The following is an 18,519-nucleotide window of genomic DNA, read 5'->3' as shown; positions in this document are numbered from 1 at the left end:
TAATCCTTACAAATGTAAGAAATATTAGAAACTGTAACCCAGATTCAGATAAAATTGCAGGTTATTATTCCGGTTCGACAATCCGAAGTTCGTATTCATCGGACCGAACATACTATTATAGGCATAACCGATGCTGCCTCCCCATACACTTTCTCCCTTGAGCAGGTCGAAGAAATTATCCTCATGGATCGCATAGTTGGCTATCAATGAGATATAGTGCCGCTGCCCGATACGCTGACGTAAGTTCAAACGGACGATCGCCACGGAATTATCGAATATCTCCATCCGATTGATCCCCGCGAACGGTAACTGCTGGGGAAGGTACCTTTCCGGCATATCGCCTCCCACCACATTCAAAAAGGGATAAGCCGGATCTTTCCCGATCAACACGCGACCATCGATAGACGGCAACAGACTCAAATGGGAAGTCAGCGGCAATACTGAAAGGAAACTGAGTTTCAAAGCGGAGAAGAAGGTATGTCCCTTATAAGTCACGAAGTTATCCGTATAAATGGAATAATCCGCTTGCAGAGAAACGCCTTTACTCGGGAAGTAACGGCGGTCCAAGGTTTCCAGATGGGCCTGAGCGAAGTAACTGATAAAGCCTTCCGGTTTTACTTGATACTTTTGGTTTTCCGCCGTATAAAGGAATGAGTTATAATCAAAATACTCATAACGGGCTCCTAGCTTCAACTTGAAATTCAGCCAGTTCATGTCCGAATATCCAAGTTCCACGAAATGGTGGCGATACGTCGTATTTACGATTTTATCCCCCCGGTTATAGACGTCGAGATCATGGTACGTGAACATGTAAGACAGATTGATGTTACGCAAGGAATTACGCTCTATCGCATAGTCCACTCGCCCATACATACGTTTCCCGATCCTTCCCGTTACGGAGAACTTCGAATGGTAACGAGCCCGATTGTCAAAAGTAGCATTCAGCAACAGGGCGACGATATCCTCACTATTAAAATTCAAGCCCACATTAATCGCACTATTTGATTTTTCCTGTACCGTAAGCACCAAATCCTCCTGCCTCTCACCGACCAATTTATAGCTCACATTCGAGTAAAGATTTGTACCGATCACGATAGACATGGCTTCCTGCAATTTCTTCACGGTAAGCAAGCTATTCTCTTTCAAGCCGCTGATTTGCGTCAACCATTTCTCATCACGAGGATCTATACCTTCAAACAAGACACGCCGGATATGAAACGTATCGGTAGGGGCTACCGGATAGGAATGTACTAATCTCTTTCGGTGCATATCCGAACTATCGGATAAACCAATCTTCTTCTTTAAGGCAAGAATCTCATCCCATTGCTTGCGGGCGACTTGCTCACCCCGGTCAATCAAGGTATCCAGGGCCGTCTCCCCAAAACTAGCGGAATTATAAGGGTCTGTATTCGGGCGGAACAACAGATCGGTTTGTTCCTTATTCGGTCCGTATTTCTCATAACCATGCAAGGCGATGATCTGCCCTACGATATCCCAAGGGGTATTTATCCGCTCCAACTGTTTCAAGTCGCTAGTACCCAGATCTACGCCAATAATGATATCCGCCCCCATATCCCGTGCGACATCCGCCGGATAGTTATTCTTGATCCCACCATCTACCAACACCATGCTATCCAAACGTACCGGCGCAAACACGGCAGGAATCGCCATACTGGCACGCATAGCCAACGGAAGACTTCCATGATGGAAAACATATTCTTGCCCGTCCACCACATTCAACGCCACACAAGCGAAAGGTATATTCAATTGATTGAAGTCCACGGAATCATGATAACCGATCGTTAAATCAGAGAAAAGGTTCTGGAGATTTTGACCTTTTATCATCCCTTGGATCGTTATCTCTTTTTTACTCCGGCCAAAAGGAAGGGAAAAGACATATCGCTCGGAATTCTCTTTCTCCGGAAAAGTAAGGTTACTACGTTTCACACGGTCACTTAGCAACATGCTCCAATCCTGCCAACGTACCATGCTATCGATCTCAGCGGCAGTATAGCCAACGGAATACAAGCCACCAACGATAGCTCCCATACTGGTTCCGGCAATATAATCAATCGGGATACCGGCCTCCTCCAATACCTTCAACACCCCGATATGAGCGACACCTTTCGCCCCACCGCCTCCCAGCACCAAGCCAACCTTTTTCCGCTCAGCCATCACAGAAGGCACCAACATCAACCCAACCAACCACAATAAAAGGAACTTCCTCATCTAGATATTCTTTCCGGCAAATGTAGCTGGTTTACTCGAAAACGCAAACGGATTCATCTAGAATAAAACGTATGTTTACCTATATATAAAGTTTATCGCTATCTCATCTATTCTATAAACCATGCCGTGAACTGTATAAACCAAGGCGTGGTCTGCACATTCCACGGCGTGGTTTATACAGTTCACGGCGCTGATTTAAGAATAAATACTTATTCGCTATGGAATGTATAGGTTATCGGAGAACTATTTCAACAGGAGAGGAACATTTTATTTCCGGAACATAAGTGGGCAATAGATAGTATTTGATACAGTCTCCCTAGAATTAATAGGCATTTCTCTCTAAAATCGATTTACGTATTATGAATCAGGTATGTACGTGTTTATCAAAAAATAATATAGCCATCAACTTACTTTTTTCCAGCAAGGTAGCAGCCGGAGCAATATATTACTTTTTCTTTTTCAGCAGCATGACCACAGGATTCGACTCTTCATCCAAGTTTGCGGCGATCTCCTTCAACTTTCCTTTTAGCTGGCCTTTCTCGTAAGCCTCAACTAAGTCCGGGGCATCTAGAGTTTGGCAGATAGCTATTTCGGGGTTTCTTGGCTCTGATGTTAGAGAGACTTCTTCCTTATTGATGAAATCATCATTGTATAGAATATAGCTGAATAAGGCATTTTCTTGTTTATCATACACCAGATCTTCACCAAGGAAACCTTTAAACGTCGTAAAGTCAACCTCTTTTCTCATGGTTCTCATGAAACAGTAGCGATCGGTGATGACGGTTGGAAAAAGAAATACTTTAGTATCCATGGAGGATATGGAAGGGCTTCTTACGATAAAAGGACTCAGATTACCATCCGGCAAGTAATGGAATATAGTATCAGACGATGTATTGACAAGTATCCATTTATCCCCATCCGGGAACGTAAGATAAAATTCCGGCGTAATAATAAACTCCCCTTCTGTCACAACCGGAGTCTCAATACCCTTAGAGGGAATCTGGATCTCATGGGTGATACGGCCATCTTGTTTGGAAATAATCAAATGACACTCCCGCTTGCCTTTTTCCGATGGATAACTCTTATAGCAAATCAAATGATCACGATCATAATTAAATATATAATTATAATAACTGGTATCCGTGAACTTAAAACTCCTTTTATAGTTTCCTAATAAGTCATAGACACCTATTTTTCTCGCTGGATTATCCTTGACGAATATCTCATCGTTACCCTCATCCAAGACAAGCCCTGTAAGCTGCGTGTATTCCTCACCGCTTTGCCCTAAACGGTTTATCTTCCTTAGTCCCTTTCCGTTTCTATCGAAAACAAGAATATCCCCATCACTGCCCCGATTCGTCACCAGCATGATATCCTTTCCGATCGCTTTCACGGCACCTTTAGTTATAAAATCATCCGTGGTTTCCAACGCGATGTATTCCACGTCCATAAGATCTTGAAGTATCAGTTCCTTTTCCGGATAATCGGCCATGACATCAACCCTTATAAGGTTATCGACAGAGGAAGCGGACCGATTGCCACATCCCATACATCCGACTAAAGCGAGTAGCATAGCCACTGCGTTCGTAGTTAATTTTCTCATTTTTTATGATGTTTAAAGTCTTTCGTTCGATGTCATTTCTTGCTCTTTAGCGCTTTCTCTTTGTTCATCATCCGTATCATCTCTTTTACCTCATCGGATGTCTCCGGCAGTTGTTGGATCAGAGATTGGAGTTCATTTATAGAAAGCTGGCTTTTCCGGTTATCTGGAGCCAGCATGGTTTGCTCCGTGATACCCCGTTTGGACATATCCGAATTTAATGACTCCAAGAAAGGCCGGGTAAAAGTCAAGTTACTCAGATCCGACTCGTTTTTCAACAGTTCCTTCGCGTAAGTCACTTGAGCGAATACACCTCTCTGTAGCTCCTCCGCATTCTTGAATCCAGAGATATCCGGATGGCTATATAGGTTCGCGATCTCACGAAGCAATTCTACACGAGTACCCTTCACCTTCCACGCCCGATAAAGCAGACGGGCCGCCTCCTCTATCTTACCCGAGCTTCTGGCGCTCATGGCACGAATCTCCATGACCTTCTCCGATTCCTCCGGCAATTGATTGATCAGGTTACGCAAATCCACGACAGAAATCTTGCTCTTTTTTCCATCCGGGTCTATCATAGTCTCCTCCGCCACATTACGGAAGAACATATCCTCATAGAAGGATTGCAGAAGCGCCCGGCTAAACACCATCGTCCTCTCGTCCGCTTTTTTCTTTAAGCTCTCATTCATATAAAGTACCAAGATAAAAAGCCCTCGCTGGCGATCCTCCTCGCTCTGGAATTTAGACACGTCAATCTCACTATACATATGCGAGATCGCCGCCAGGAAATCCAGTCGTTCCGGATTCTTCTTCCATGCCTCATAGTAGAGACGGGACGCTTCCTTGTATCTCCCATCCTTTTGGTAAGTCTCCGCACGGAAGGCCAATAATTGATTTACCAAGAAACGATTGGGTTCCAATCCCTTTTCCGCCCGGTCAAATAAGTCGTAAGCCCGCTTCCGGTCATACGTCTTACCCAAGGCGGAACCCAATAAGAGGCATACCTCGACCGAGGTCGTATCCTGCTCATATGCCATATCCAAGATATCTACCGAGGGCATATACAGACCGGCATAATACTTCGAGGCTCCCCCATATTTCAAGGTAAGGTAAGTAGAATCACCATCAGCCAACAAACCAGAGTAAATGGAATCAGCCTGAGCGAATTGTTTTGCCATATACAAACCCAAAGCTTTACTGCGTAATAACTGGCGATTCCCCGGATTGTAGATCAAGGCGGTATCGCAAATCGCTACCCCTTCTAATATATAGTCCGGACTACCGACACCCATACGATATAATGTATTTACCAAAGCACCCGCCAGTCCCGCATTCTCCCGGTTCAAGTTATACGCTTGAAAATAGGCGATCGTCGCGGACGGGTATTGCTCCAGCCGGGAATAACAATCGCCGATCGCACGGTATAAGGCCGTATTGTCCTCATTCCGGGCTTGTAGTTTCTCATACGTATCAACCGCCCTCTCATATTCGCCCAACTGGAAATACAACCGGGCCAATTGATAATTAGCATAGAAGTTTAGGCTATCGGCCGCTAATACCTTGTGGAAATACCGCTCAGCGTCTTTCGCCTTGCCCAAGTTCGTAGCCGTTCGGGCCAACGTATTTAAAATATCCAGATTAGTCGTGTCTATGGAGAGGCAAAGACGATAATAGTCGTAGGCTTGCCGGTAACGAAGCATCCCCTCGTAGGCTTGCCCGATAGCATTCATCACCTCATAATCGGAAGAATCAGCCGGGGTAAGGCTATCGGCACGGGCGATCACAGCCGCATATTGCTTACGGTTCACCAAGTCTTGCCAATTAAACTCTTGAGCATTCCCGGGAAAAATAAGGCAACAAAGTAACAGAACTGTAACTAAATTACACTTCGCATTCATATCTGTATATTTTTAAGATTACTGATTAAGCGACTAACATAGCCTCTATTCTTATTTCACTGTAACCGGAAAGTAATAGGCACCGTATATAAGACACGGACCGCCTTTCCGTCCTGACGACCGGGAGTCCACCGCGGCATCATTCCGATGACTCGCAAAGCTTCCGCATCCAAGGAGGGATCTATCCCCCGTATGATTTTAGGTTCCACGATATTTCCTTTCTTATCTACCACAAACGAACAGATCACACGACCTTGCACTCCCGCTTCCTGCGCATCCGTCGGATACTTTATGCTTTGAGCGATAAACTTTAATAATTCATGATCCCCTCCGGGATATTGCGGCATCACGTCCACTACCGTCAAAGTCTCTTCCTTCGTTTCTACTACCGGACTTTTCAAACGGAACGTAATCGGGACCGTATATTTCACGGCGACCGCCTTTCCACGTTGCATTCCCGGATTCCAGCGAGGCATAGTGTTTATTACCCTTACGGCCTCCTCATTCAATAAAGGAGTCACTCCCCGAAGCACCTCCGGATTATTGACGGAACCATCACGCCCGACGATAAACGAGCAGATTACACGCCCTTGCTCCCCGTTATCCTGACTCTCTTTCGGATACTTTATATTCGTGGCTATGTATTTCAACAACTCCGCATCCCCACCCGGAAAACTAGGCATCTTCTCTACCACGGTAAATACTTGCTCGTTCATCTCACGGGATTTGGAAGATAAGGACAAATGGGTATTATTTGTCATATCAGCAGCCAAGACCTCTTGGGACTCCCTTCCTTGATAGCTGCATCGCAAAATCGCATTCGCAGGAACCTCCAAAGAGAAAGCCCCTTTCCTATCCGTGATAGTCCCCTCTTTACCGCCCTTCACCACAACTGATGCCCCGATCAAAGGCTGCCCGGTCTCATCAACCAGAATGCCCGTAGCCGTCACCATAGCGTTCGAGACCGTAGCCTCATTCGCCAGACGGACAGTCAAACGCGCTACCGCCTCGATATTACTTAACAGCATCAAGATCCCTACCAATGGAATAAATATCAGATATTTCGTACGTACGATACCCGGGCTCCGCTTCTTGTTCATCATCATAATCCGGTTCTTCAGATGCAGCACATTGAAACTATTATACAAAGTAGTAACGGACTGATGATGAGCCAATCCCAATAAATGGTATTGATAGCTCTTACTATCGTAACCGGACTGGATCACCGTGTTATCCGCCAGATACTCCAGATTATGCCTAACCTCACGCTTCAATAACCATACAAAAGGATTGAACCAGCAAGCCATACACATCATCTCGCTCAAGATCACGTCAATCGAGTGCCATTGGGATACGTGCGTACATTCATGTGTCAATATCTCATCCGTTTCCTTATCCGAATGACTCTCCGGATGCAAGAAGACCATACGGAAAAAGGAGAATGGCCCGGCGGCCTTCCGCAACGCATAAACCGGAGTTTCATGAATAACAACACGCTCACTGGTATGAGCCAACCATAAGATACTGCTTAATTGCACGAGAAAACGTCCGCATAAGAACGCTACGATCCCCCAATAAATAAACCCCAAAGATCCCAGCAACCATCTATACCAATCCACGGACGCCGCGGCATCCGCTTTCGCCGTCGCCTCAGGCAACATAGCGGAATACATATAAATCACGTCCGCTATAGGCTCTTGTTGCCTTACCCAATCTTGGATGTTCAGCAAAGGATAAAACAGAGCCAAGCCAAAGAACGCCAGCAAGATCGCACGACGTAGCTTGAAGAACGTGTCCTTATAGAAGAACAACCGGTAGAAGGCGTAAAAGAGTACAAAGGCTACATTTACCTTCAATAAGTAGGCAAATTCCGGTGTCATGGTATGTGGGATTTAGGTTATTCTTTTCCTTTCTCAATCAAATCGATGATATCCTTTAGATCATCCGTAGAGATTTTCTGATCTTTCGCAAAGAAAGAAACCATTTCTTTATACGAGTTAGCGAAATAATTCGTTACCACGCCGCCAAGGAACGTACGTTTATATTCCGTTTCCTCTATCAAAGGACGGTATTCATACGTATTTCCATAACGTTTCGCCTTCACGTACTTCTTTCGCTCCAGATTCTTGATCACGGAAGCGAGCGTCGTATAAGGAGGTTTCGGGTCCTCGTATTTGGCCAGCACATCTTTCACAAAACAAGGACCGATCCGCCAAATCCAGCGCATCGCCTCTTCTTCCTGCATCGTTAGCTTCTCCATAAATCTTATCCTTTTATTTAATGTATATCCACAAAGCTACGAAATAGTCGTAAACGGCCTACGGAAAGTACGTTAATTAACATTAAACAAGAATCACAAGACCTGCAATCGTGAATTATTGCAACTTAAATGTGATCGGCACCGTATATTTCACGGCTACCGGCTCGCCTTTTTGGGTGCCCGGTGTCCAACGAGGCATCATTTGCAAGACCCGAACCGCCTCTTGGTCTAATGCTGGGGAGATTCCTCTAAGGACCTTGTAATTCGTAAGCGTTCCATCCTTCGTTACCACAAACGAACAAATCACACGGCCTTGCTCTCCTTTGTCTTGGCTCTCTTGTGGATACTTTACATTCTTGGCTATAAATTTCAAAAGCTCCGCATCACCGCCGGGAAACTTCGGCATCACCTCTACTACCCTAAATACCTGCTCTCCATTTTCCAGCGTATCTTCGTCCTCCGCTTCCACCTGTACTTGCTCTTGTTTTTCTGCCTTTGTTACATCTGTCGGAACACTTTCTTCTTTTTGTTCCGAAGACTGTCCGCATCCTACGCACATCGCCAAAGCGAACAGGATGATCATTGTGTTCATAATCGCCTTTTTCATTTTCAATCAGTTTTAATGTTATTTATACCGTTATTACACATACTTACCAACCTCTAAGCATATCCGGATATTACGTTGGTTTCGCAAATATACGAAATACTCGTAATATAAATATAAACAACACGTTAATTAACACTAATAGCCATCAAAGGCATAGAAAAGATAAAAGAACACGATTATTTACCGAACAGTTAAAATACACAATATGCCCACTTTGCACGTAAATATTAGTATATGGCTGATATCTACGCAGTTATACATACACGCCTATTACCGATCCAATTACTATCTATAATAAATCAGATTACTATCAATAGTAAATCAGATTTTCTATAGATAGTAACCATGAATACTATAGCTTCTATCGCTAGATTATTACAAGAAGTACAACCGAGCGATACATATCGAAGTCAGATAAGCGAATAAAACACAAAAACCGGATTGCCCTCCTCTCCTTTTAAGTTCAACTCCTGCGGAATCGTGATCGAGCGAAGCGATTTATATAAGTTTAGCTCATACGGGGTCACTACTTGTACCAGCTCATCTTTTATGACCCTCCCCCAGACCGGGAAATTCCGATAACTTCTCGTACCCTGCATGCCATGTTGAAGGTTCGCATCCGCCAGTTCATAGATAGAACCCGGCATCTCACATTTTTCCACAAGTGTCTTTCCCGTCTTTTTATCTACAGAGGCTATATAATAGCCTTGGTTATACAATAAGCGGAAATAATAATGTTCCGGAAACTCAATCATATCTTGCACAAAGATATCCTTGGGGTCCTTTTTTTCAATTCGCAAATTACTCATGTCCGTAACATCCAACGAACGAATCACTTCCGCATCCGAGTTTTTCAGATCAAGGACACAAGCCGCACTTATTCGATCCGCCGAGATACAGAAGACCGTATCATTACTACCGGTCTTAAACAACACGGAGTTTTGCGCATCAGAATAAGCGGGGGCGATACTTGTCGTGAACCCGCTCTTCTCATGAGGTAATAAAAAGGAATAAAAATCATTCTTGATCGCTATCGTATCCCCTTTCCTCGAAAATAGGCCTAATCCGAATCCTCCTCCGTTGAAAGGCTGAAAAGGGAATGATATGGCGGCGAAACGATCCTTTCCGATATGACGCATATAGATTACCGAATACTCATGGGTGGATTGTCCGATAAATTCACCTTCCAACGTATATTCCCAAACTCGATTATTACTAAATAAAAAAAAGCGGTCATTACGTTCGTCCACTTGGATACATGGCAGAATACCGCTAAATTCACCCGGCCCCTGCCCTTCTTTTACCAACGTCCGGATAAAACGCCCTTGCCGATCGAACAGGACGATACGGGGCTCTTTTACGGGAAGCACATAGATATATCGATCTGTCACGGCATAATCATAAACTCCGTCTATCAACGAGGCATCATCCGTGGTCACCTCTAAAGGGACAAAAGTAACCCCCTTGATCTCATCGCCTAATCCCAATAGCCCCGGTTTATCCATCCCCCCTCTTATATCCGCAGTTAAAAGAGAGGACGCTTCCGTTGGCGAAGAACCGCATGACACGAAACAAGAAACGACAAAAACACTATTTAAATAAAACAAGATAGAGGCTAACTTTACACTTTTCATAACCATGCTTTTTTGCCTCCAAAAATATCCCGCATATCTCACAAATCACATGATAAATGAGAACAAAAATGAGAACAAACCTGCCAAGACCGCTATAAATACATAATAATCAAAAACTTGAGATAAACTCCACAAATGCCTCCGTAGAACCTTCTTTCTTAAAAATCTTCCGGAACAGACGAGGACGAAGTACCGAACTATTATATTTCAATACCCGTGTGATCTGGTTGGCGGGAACGCCGATCTTCGTAAGCATACAGACCTTCAACTCCGTATCGGAAATAGCAGGATATAGTTTTTTCAGCCGTAAGGTAAAGTCATCATAAGCCTTATTCAACAGCACCTCCAAAAGCTCCCAATCCTCAGAGACAATCTTGCCGGCATCCCGATCGTGGAACTTCTCATAGACCTCCGATTTCCGCAAGATCGCGACAGATAATAAATGCTTACTCTCCTTATTATGAATCGACTCGTTACAAATCTCCAGCCGTTGTTTTTCCAATTGTAAGGAAACCAACATCAACTCTTGATCCTTTTCTTCCTTTATTTTCGTAATTCTTTTTTCCAAAAGGGTGATTTGTCGTTCATTCTCTTCTTTTTCTTCTCGCATACGTTGTTGCTGGCTAGCAATCGAACGTCGCAAGGCTTCTTCCCTTCGAAGAGCGTTTTCCTGCGTATTTCTCCATCGCCGATAAAGGAGGAAGCAAATAAATAGAATTATGCCGATAATAAACGCGTACAGATAACGCTCCTGTCCCCTTTGCGATAGCATCAATTCTTTCCTATATAAGTCCTCACGAACCGGCCTTACATCATACCGGGAAGTGATCTGATAAATCGATTCTCTCGCTGACAGCGATCCGATAGAATCCCGTAACGCCTCGTATTTCTTGACTTCCTCCAGTATCCGGCCTTGTCCGGCCGTATCATTCAAGAGCTGATATTGGGCACTCGCTTTTCTCAAAAAAGACATGGCCTTGCCATATAATTCCTGCTCGGCGTACAGCCTTCCTATCTGGTTATATAACCGTCCCCAAAATTCGTAATCCCAATTCCCTCCCTCATATTCCAACGCACGTAAATAGCATTCCAAAGCTAGGGACGGTTGATCCATATCCTCATAGACTTTCCCCCGGTAAAACCACGCTTTGGGAGGCCAGTAACAGCCTCGTGTCGTCCTATAATAATCCGTAGCGATAGAGATTATGGAATCCGATGTATGCCTCAATCCCGCCTCATCCCGTGATTCGGTCCATAACAGACAATAACGGGCTTTCTCTCGAAGCGATAATCCATTGATATCCGTCACTTTCTCTAATAACACCAAAGCGCTGTCCGGATGATGCGGAATCAATTTCTCTACCTGCCAGAACAGGTTGCCATGCTTGTCGCTCCTATACGAAAAAAGCACAAGAACCAAGATCGCGATCGTAAACAATAAGATCGTAAACTTGATCCCTATAGAAAAATGCCGTGCCCCATTCAAATCCTTACGCATATAGGCAAATGTATATAAATTATTCATAAGGAAAGCCTTTTCCTTCCGCATTATTTCATGTGTCGGGGCACATGCCCTGACCTCTCCCATTAATGCAGAAATATTTCTTTAATCGTTTGCGCGATATATGGATTTAGCATACCTTTGCGTGATAATTACATAGTTTAAGTAGAAATTTCTAAATACAATTAAATAACTTAAATTATTATCTTATGTGGTTACTTAATTCTTCTATCGGGAAGAAGCTGATAATGAGTATATCAGGCCTCTTTCTTGTTCTGTTCTTATTGTTCCACCTGTCGATGAACGTGGCGGCCGTTTTCTCCGGAGAGGCTTATAACATGGTTTGTTCGCTGTTGGGCTCTAATTGGTACGCTGTGGCAGCTACTCTCGTATTGGCCGCAGGCGTTGTGATCCACTTCGTGTACGCTATCATTCTTACCTTGCAAAACCGTAAGGCACGTGGTAACGACCGTTACGCTATCAACGCTCGTCCGAAAGGCGTGGAATGGGCATCTCAGAACATGTTCGTTTTGGGTTTGATCGTTATCTTGTTCATGCTGTTGCACTTCAGCCAATTCTGGTATAAGATGATGTTCGCCGAGCTGATAGGTCATCATGAGGTAGCGCTGGGAACGGCTATGGTATCTCCGCAAGATGGTGCGGCGTTTATCAACTACTATTTCCATGAATGCTCGCTGGCCGCATTATGGACCGTGTTGTATATCGTATGGTACGTGGCTTTGTGGTTCCACTTGACTCACGGTTTCTGGAGCGCTATCCAAACAATCGGTTGGAATAACACGATCTGGATGAACCGTTGGGAATGTATCTCTAAGATCGTAGCTACGGTTATTTGCGGACTTTTCGCGATCATTACTATCATCTTCTTCCTAAACGGAGTAGGTGCTTAATTGCAAGCTACAGGTTTTATAATTAAGAACTTTTGAAATTAAATCATTATGTCTGAAATAAATTCTAAAATACCTCAAGGCCCGTTGGCTGAGAAGTGGACTAATTATAAAAATCACCAGAAATTGGTGAACCCCGCTAACAAGCGTCGTTTGGATGTTATCGTAGTCGGTACAGGTTTGGCTGGAGCTTCCGCTGCCGCATCTTTGGCAGAGATGGGATTCAACGTATTGAACTTCTGTATCCAAGATTCTCCCCGCCGTGCGCACTCTATCGCCGCTCAAGGAGGTATCAACGCCGCTAAGAACTACCAGAATGATGGTGACTCTGTTTACCGTTTGTTCTACGATACGATCAAAGGTGGTGACTACCGTGCTCGTGAGGCTAACGTTTATCGTTTGGCTGAGGTTTCTAACTCAATCATCGACCAGTGCGTGGCTCAAGGCGTTCCTTTCGCTCGCGAATATGGTGGTTTGTTGGATAACCGTTCATTCGGTGGCGCTCAGGTATCGCGTACGTTTTACGCCCGTGGCCAGACGGGTCAGCAGCTTTTGTTAGGCGCTTATTCAGCGTTGAGCCGTCAGATCGGTTTGGGTAAGGTTAAGATGTACACTCGTCATGAGATGTTGGATGTAGTTAAGGTAGACGGTCGTGCTCGTGGTATCATCGCCCGCAACTTGATTACAGGTAAGATCGAGCGTTACGCCGCTCACGCTGTAGTTGTAGCTACGGGTGGTTACGTTAATACGTTCTTCTTGTCAACCAACGCTATGGCATCTAACGGTTCCGCCGCATGGCAATGCTACAAGAAAGGCGCTTACTTCGCTAATCCTTGTATGGTTCAGATCCACCCGACTTGCGTACCGGTGAAAGGTGACTTCCAATCTAAATTGACTTTGATGTCCGAATCCTTGCGTAACGACGGCCGTATCTGGGTTCCGAAGAAACTGGAAGACGCTAAAGCTCTACAGGCCGGAACGAAGAAAGGTAAAGATATTCCCGAGGCAGACCGTGATTATTATTTGGAGCGTCGTTATCCGGCATTCGGAAACTTGGTTCCTCGCGACGTGGCTTCTCGTGCCGCTAAAGAGCGTTGCGACGCAGGTTTCGGCGTGAACAGCACGGGCTTGGCCGTATTCTTGGATTTCTCCGACGCGATCAATCGCTTGGGTAAAGAGGTCGTTAAGCAGAAATACGGTAACTTGTTCGATATGTACGAAGAGATCACGAACGATAATCCATACGAGACTCCGATGATGATCTACCCGGCATTGCACTACTCAATGGGTGGATTGTGGGTTGACTATGAGTTGATGACCTCCATTCCGGGTCTGTTCGCTATCGGTGAGGCAAACTTCTCCGATCACGGAGCGAACCGTTTAGGTGCTTCCGCTTTGATGCAGGGATTGGCCGATGGTTATTTCGTATTACCATACACGATCCAGAACTATTTGTCCGACCAAATCCAAGTTCCTCGCTTCAGCACGGATCTGCCGGAGTTCGTCGAGGCAGAAAAGGCCATCAAGGATCGTATCCAAAAATTGATGAACGTCAAGGGTAAAGAAACCGTAGACACTATCCACCGCAAACTAGGTCATATCATGTGGGAACATATCGGTATGGCACGCGACGCAAAAGGTTTGCAAGAAGCTATCCAGATGCTGAAAGACTTGAAGAAAGAGTTCTGGAGCAACGTATTCATCCCAGGCAACGCAGACAACTTGAATACCGAGTTAGAGAAAGCATTACGTGTAGCCGACTTTATCGAGATCGGTACATTGATGGCACACGATGCTTTGGACCGCGCTGAGTCTTGTGGTGGTCACTTCCGTACGGAGCACCAGACAGAAGAAGGTGAGGCCTTGCGTCATGACGATAAGTTCATGTACGTATCTTGCTGGGAGTACCAAGGCGAGGACAAAGATCCTGTCATGTTGAAAGAGGATTTGAACTATGAGTTCGTTGTTCCTCAAACACGTAACTACAAGAAGTAATAATCATCAATCTCAGAAAAAATTAGAATCATGGATAAAGATATAAGTGTAACACTTAAGGTTTGGCGTCAGAGAGGTCCGAAGGAGAAAGGACAGTTCGAGACATACAAAATTGAGAAGATCAATCAGAGTGTCTCTTTCTTGGAAATGTTGGATATCTTGAACGAGCAGTTGGTCAACGAGGGTAAGGAACCGATCGTATTCGATCACGACTGCCGCGAGGGTATCTGTGGCATGTGTTCATTGTATGTAAACGGACACCCGCACGGACCGGCAACTGGAGCTACGACTTGCCAGTTATATATGCGTCGTTTCCACGATGGAGAGACGATCACGATCGAACCGTGGCGTTCCGCAGGTTTCCCTGTTATCCGCGACTTGATGGTAGACCGCTACGCTTACGACAAAATCATCCAAGCGGGTGGTTTCACATCTGTCAACACAGGTGGTGTACCCGACGCTAATGCGATACCTATCCCAAAGAAGGACGCAGACTTAGCCATGGACGCTGCCGCTTGTATCGGTTGTGGCGCTTGTGCCGCCGCTTGTAAGAACGGTTCAGCTATGTTGTTCGTATCCGCTAAGGTTAGCCAGTTGGCTTTGTTACCTCAAGGTAAAGTCGAGGCTGCTCGTCGTGCGAAAGCAATGGTCGCTAAAATGGATGAACTTGGCTTCGGTAACTGTACGAACACACGTGCTTGCGAGATGGAATGTCCGAAGAATATCTCCGTTAGCAACATCGCTCGTTTGAACCGTGAGTTCATTTGCGCTAAATTACAAGACTAATATTTGATTAGTATATCATGGAAAAGGCGTCTTTCTCTAAAAGAAAGGCGCCTTTTTATTTTTGTTATATGTTGAAAAACATAATTTAGCACTACAGATCTTGACAGGAATTGAAAAGTCCGTATATTTGCATCGTGGTTTTTTCATAATAGTATTAGATTTAAGGTTAACAAAGTTTGGTTAGGGCTTGTCGTGAGACAGGCTTTAATTGTTTATAGACCTACCTTTTAAACATGGACCACAAAATACTGCAAATAGAGATTGTTTAGCGTCATTTTATCGTCGATCTTTGCCTTTAAAGATCATATAGTATATGCTAATAAGTATTTTATTTGGCTTCTTATGTTATTTTCTCCGGGTGTTGATCAAACACAAGGAAAAAATCATGCGCCAGATAAGACAAATGGTAAAACAAAAATAAAATGGACAAAAAACGAACCACCAGTTCTTTCAGGGCAATGAGCACGGAAAGAAAACTCGAGTCGATCTTCCTTTTCGTAACAGGCCGATGCAACGCCAAATGCGCGATGTGCTTCTATGCCCAAGAAATGGATAAGAAGCAACCCGACCTCACTTTCGATGAAATCAAGAAAATATCAGAAACCGCCGGGCAATTCAACCGATTATGGATATCCGGGGGTGAGCCTACCCTGCGTGAGGATCTACCGGAAATATTGGAGTTATTCTACAAAAACAACCATATCAAAGATGTGAACATCCCTACGAACGGCTTAAAACCAGACCGGATCGTCGAATGGGTAAAACGGTTCCGCCAGAACTGCCCGGATTGTAATATTAACGTAAGCCTTTCCTTGGATGGTTTCGGTACGACCCACGATACACAGAGAGGCGTACAGGGAAACTTCTATAAGGCACTGGAAACCCTGCGTAAGATACAGGAGAATTTCGGAGACGACGGCAAGGTCCTGAAAAATATAGCAACCGTTATCACGAAATACAATATAGACCAGGTAGAAGACTTCATGACTTGGGTATACGGACGTTTCCGTACCTCCACACATACGATTGAGGCCGCCAGAGGCATGACCCGTGACGATGGCGTGAAAATCCTAACCGAGTCAACGCTACGCAAAATACAAGATGACATATCCCCTATCTATTCAGCTTATGCGGATCGGATGGTAGCGGATACCACCGGCTTAAGGAAACCGATCACACGCTTCTTCTATCTCGGCCTTATACGTACCTTATATAATGTACGTGCCAGCAACATAGATCACCCGACCCCTTGGGGGATGGATTGTACGGCCGGAGAGACTACCTTGGTAATCGACTACGACGGACGTTTTCGTGCCTGCGAGCTACGGGAACCGCTCGGAAATATAAAAGAATATGGTTGCGATATAAGTAAAGTGATGAATAGCGAAGCGATGAAACAGGAAATAGCCGCTATCGGACATGGGTATAAAGCCAACTGTTGGTGTACGCACGGCTGCTGGATCACCTCATCTGTCATTTTCAATCCATGTAAAATGATTCGCTCCGTATATAAAGGATACCGGGAAACGAAACGATTGAATCATCCCTTAGCCATCAATGAGCAGAAACTACAAACGATGGAAGCCAAATACCATCTGGACATCGAGCGTTTGCGTCAACTGAATATCCGGTAAACAAGACCCTCATAGCCCATAAATAAACGTAGCATGAAAATACTATTAGTAACCAGAGGCTCACAAGGCGACGTCCTTCCTTATTTGGCCATAGCGGCCGAATTGGAAAGACGTGGCCATAAGGTGACCATCAATCTCCCTCAAATATTCGAGGAGACCGTTAAACCCTACGGATTTAAATACGTATTGCAGCAGTTTGACGATATCGGCGGCATGATCGATAGCGCAGCGCAAAACTCACATAAATTCCGGCCATTCCTTAAATGGATGAGGAACGTGATCGATAAACAGTTCGATCAATTGATTCCCCTACTAAAAGAGCATGATATTTTAGTATCGACCAACTCGGAATTTGCTGTCGCAAGTATCGCCGAGTATTGCAAGAAGCCCTTGATACGTACCGCCTACGCCCCGTTCTTGCCGGGTAAGAAGATTCCCCCGGCCGTATTGCCATTTCCCAAACCCAACCCGATCATCACCCCTGCCATCCTATGGAAGTTGATGAACCAGATGACCAATTTCATGGTCAAAGACACGATCAACAAGAACCGGGCTAAATACGGACTCGCTCCGATCCGCAATTTTGGCTATCACGCGGGAGAGCGTTCATATAATTACTTGCTTTTCAGCCAGCACCTAGGAAACATAGATCCGGACTGGACGTTCGAATGGTCGATCGGAGGCTATTGCTTCAATGACACTTTTCAATATGATGAGAAGGCTTACGAGGAAATGATATCATTCGTCGACAGCGCTCAAAGCCCTATTATCTTTTTTACCCTCGGGAGTTGTAGTTCCAAGGATGGTAACCGTTTCAGCAAAGCCTTGGTCGATATTTGCAAGAAACATGATTATCGGCTCATCATCGGTTCCGGTTGGGCAAAGACAGGAATCACCTTACAAGCGGATAAACATTTATTCTTAATGAAGCAGCCGGTTCCGCATAATTTGATATTCCCGCACTGCGACGGCGTTATCCATCATGGAGGTTGCGGCACGACCCATAGCGTAGGAAGGGCGGGAAAGCCCCAATTAATCACTCCGTTGATTATCGATCAACCCTATTGGTCCTATCGAATCCACCAATTAGGGTTAGGGCCGGAAGGGGTTAAGATAGCGAAAGCGAGCGAGCAGGAGATCGAACGCAAGGTTTGTGATCTGGTCACCAATCCGCTTTATAAGAAAAATGCCGCTCATATAGGCGAGATGATCCAAAAAGAGGGAGGTATAAAGAATATATGCGACTCTATCGAAAGATTTCAATGAGGCATAAGTTCCTATTAGATTTTATTACATGTTACAAAACACAATTTAGCACTTAATCTATTGACAAATAGCGGTAACTCCGTATATTTGCATCGTGGTTTTTTCATAATAGTATTAGATTTAAGGTTAACAAAGTTTGGTTAGGGCTTGTCGTGAGACAGGCTTTAATTGTTTTATGAGGTCTGCTTCCCGCAAAGCCCT

Annotated in this window: 13 protein-coding genes; 5 read left to right on the top strand and 8 right to left on the bottom strand. The window is 44.8% G+C overall.

Features of this window, described 5'->3' with window-relative positions; translation table 11 throughout:
• Window positions 1-24: 24 nt before the first annotated feature.
• The 8 genes from ACYIA1_RS17315 to ACYIA1_RS17280 all read right to left on the bottom strand — a co-directional run bounded on the left by ACYIA1_RS17315 (window position 25) and on the right by ACYIA1_RS17280 (window position 11,753).
• A complete protein-coding gene (locus ACYIA1_RS17315) occupies window positions 25-2,229 on the bottom strand; it encodes a patatin-like phospholipase family protein (protein WP_005863384.1) in 2,205 nt (734 codons plus the stop codon).
• A 445-nt stretch (window positions 2,230-2,674) separates the two neighbouring features.
• A complete protein-coding gene (locus ACYIA1_RS17310) occupies window positions 2,675-3,832 on the bottom strand; it encodes a 6-bladed beta-propeller (protein ID WP_048927027.1) in 1,158 nt (385 codons plus the stop codon).
• A gap of 32 nt (window positions 3,833-3,864) precedes the next feature.
• Entirely contained in the window at window positions 3,865-5,727 is a 1,863-nt protein-coding gene (locus tag ACYIA1_RS17305; protein ID WP_048927026.1) for a tetratricopeptide repeat protein, read from the bottom strand.
• 56 nt (window positions 5,728-5,783) lie between these two features.
• On the bottom strand, window positions 5,784-7,607 hold the full coding sequence (locus ACYIA1_RS17300) for a TonB family protein (protein WP_480336088.1): 1,824 nt from the start codon (window positions 7,605-7,607) through the stop codon (window positions 5,784-5,786).
• Window positions 7,608-7,624: 17 nt separating this feature from the next.
• Window positions 7,625-7,987, bottom strand: a complete 363-nt coding sequence (locus ACYIA1_RS17295) for a BlaI/MecI/CopY family transcriptional regulator (RefSeq protein WP_005859967.1) — start codon at window positions 7,985-7,987, stop codon at window positions 7,625-7,627.
• 115 nt (window positions 7,988-8,102) lie between these two features.
• Window positions 8,103-8,594, bottom strand: coding sequence for an energy transducer TonB (locus ACYIA1_RS17290; protein ID WP_463622290.1), 492 nt, complete (start codon window positions 8,592-8,594; stop codon window positions 8,103-8,105).
• Window positions 8,595-9,004: 410 nt separating this feature from the next.
• Window positions 9,005-10,228 (bottom strand): 6-bladed beta-propeller, encoded by a 1,224-nt coding sequence (locus ACYIA1_RS17285; protein WP_122369969.1) that lies wholly within the window; start codon window positions 10,226-10,228, stop codon window positions 9,005-9,007.
• A gap of 109 nt (window positions 10,229-10,337) precedes the next feature.
• Window positions 10,338-11,753, bottom strand: a complete 1,416-nt coding sequence (locus ACYIA1_RS17280; protein WP_122369967.1) for a tetratricopeptide repeat protein — start codon at window positions 11,751-11,753, stop codon at window positions 10,338-10,340.
• Window positions 11,754-11,938: 185 nt separating this feature from the next.
• On the opposite strand from ACYIA1_RS17280, the gene ACYIA1_RS17275 reads away from it, so the two are divergent.
• From ACYIA1_RS17275 to ACYIA1_RS17255, 5 genes are all read left to right on the top strand, one after another.
• Window positions 11,939-12,640 (top strand): succinate dehydrogenase/fumarate reductase cytochrome b subunit, encoded by a 702-nt coding sequence (locus ACYIA1_RS17275; protein WP_250788704.1) that lies wholly within the window; start codon window positions 11,939-11,941, stop codon window positions 12,638-12,640.
• Between the two features lie 48 nt (window positions 12,641-12,688).
• On the top strand, window positions 12,689-14,632 hold the full coding sequence (locus ACYIA1_RS17270; RefSeq protein ID WP_005859978.1) for a fumarate reductase/succinate dehydrogenase flavoprotein subunit: 1,944 nt from the start codon (window positions 12,689-12,691) through the stop codon (window positions 14,630-14,632).
• 30 nt (window positions 14,633-14,662) lie between these two features.
• Entirely contained in the window at window positions 14,663-15,418 is a 756-nt protein-coding gene (locus ACYIA1_RS17265) for a succinate dehydrogenase/fumarate reductase iron-sulfur subunit (RefSeq protein ID WP_005859980.1), read from the top strand.
• 422 nt (window positions 15,419-15,840) lie between these two features.
• Window positions 15,841-17,052, top strand: a complete 1,212-nt coding sequence (locus tag ACYIA1_RS17260; protein WP_480336083.1) for a radical SAM protein — start codon at window positions 15,841-15,843, stop codon at window positions 17,050-17,052.
• A 33-nt stretch (window positions 17,053-17,085) separates the two neighbouring features.
• Complete coding sequence (locus ACYIA1_RS17255; protein ID WP_044546309.1) at window positions 17,086-18,318, top strand: glycosyltransferase; 1,233 nt, start codon at window positions 17,086-17,088, stop codon at window positions 18,316-18,318.
• Window positions 18,319-18,519 lie beyond the last annotated feature (201 nt).

Source organism: Parabacteroides sp. KHUB-02 (assembly GCF_056640955.1).
The sequence above is the reverse complement of the archived record's forward strand: the minus strand, read 5'-3'. Positions and strand labels throughout refer to the sequence as shown.

What these genes read in the sequence shown, in the direction of transcription:
- ACYIA1_RS17315 (WP_005863384.1), bottom strand. Translation starts at nt 2,229, where the DNA reads ATGAGGAAGTTCCTTTTATTGTGGTTGGTTGGGTTGATGTTGGTGCCT.
- ACYIA1_RS17310 (WP_048927027.1), bottom strand. Translation starts at nt 3,832, where the DNA reads ATGAGAAAATTAACTACGAACGCAGTGGCTATGCTACTCGCTTTAGTC.
- ACYIA1_RS17305 (WP_048927026.1), bottom strand. Translation starts at nt 5,727, where the DNA reads ATGAATGCGAAGTGTAATTTAGTTACAGTTCTGTTACTTTGTTGCCTT.
- ACYIA1_RS17300 (WP_480336088.1), bottom strand. Translation starts at nt 7,607, where the DNA reads ATGACACCGGAATTTGCCTACTTATTGAAGGTAAATGTAGCCTTTGTA.
- ACYIA1_RS17295 (WP_005859967.1), bottom strand. Translation starts at nt 7,987, where the DNA reads ATGGAGAAGCTAACGATGCAGGAAGAAGAGGCGATGCGCTGGATTTGG.
- ACYIA1_RS17290 (WP_463622290.1), bottom strand. Translation starts at nt 8,594, where the DNA reads ATGAAAAAGGCGATTATGAACACAATGATCATCCTGTTCGCTTTGGCG.
- ACYIA1_RS17285 (WP_122369969.1), bottom strand. Translation starts at nt 10,228, where the DNA reads ATGAAAAGTGTAAAGTTAGCCTCTATCTTGTTTTATTTAAATAGTGTT.
- ACYIA1_RS17280 (WP_122369967.1), bottom strand. Translation starts at nt 11,753, where the DNA reads ATGAATAATTTATATACATTTGCCTATATGCGTAAGGATTTGAATGGG.
- ACYIA1_RS17275 (WP_250788704.1), top strand. Translation starts at nt 11,939, where the DNA reads ATGTGGTTACTTAATTCTTCTATCGGGAAGAAGCTGATAATGAGTATA.
- ACYIA1_RS17270 (WP_005859978.1), top strand. Translation starts at nt 12,689, where the DNA reads ATGTCTGAAATAAATTCTAAAATACCTCAAGGCCCGTTGGCTGAGAAG.
- ACYIA1_RS17265 (WP_005859980.1), top strand. Translation starts at nt 14,663, where the DNA reads ATGGATAAAGATATAAGTGTAACACTTAAGGTTTGGCGTCAGAGAGGT.
- ACYIA1_RS17260 (WP_480336083.1), top strand. Translation starts at nt 15,841, where the DNA reads ATGGACAAAAAACGAACCACCAGTTCTTTCAGGGCAATGAGCACGGAA.
- ACYIA1_RS17255 (WP_044546309.1), top strand. Translation starts at nt 17,086, where the DNA reads ATGAAAATACTATTAGTAACCAGAGGCTCACAAGGCGACGTCCTTCCT.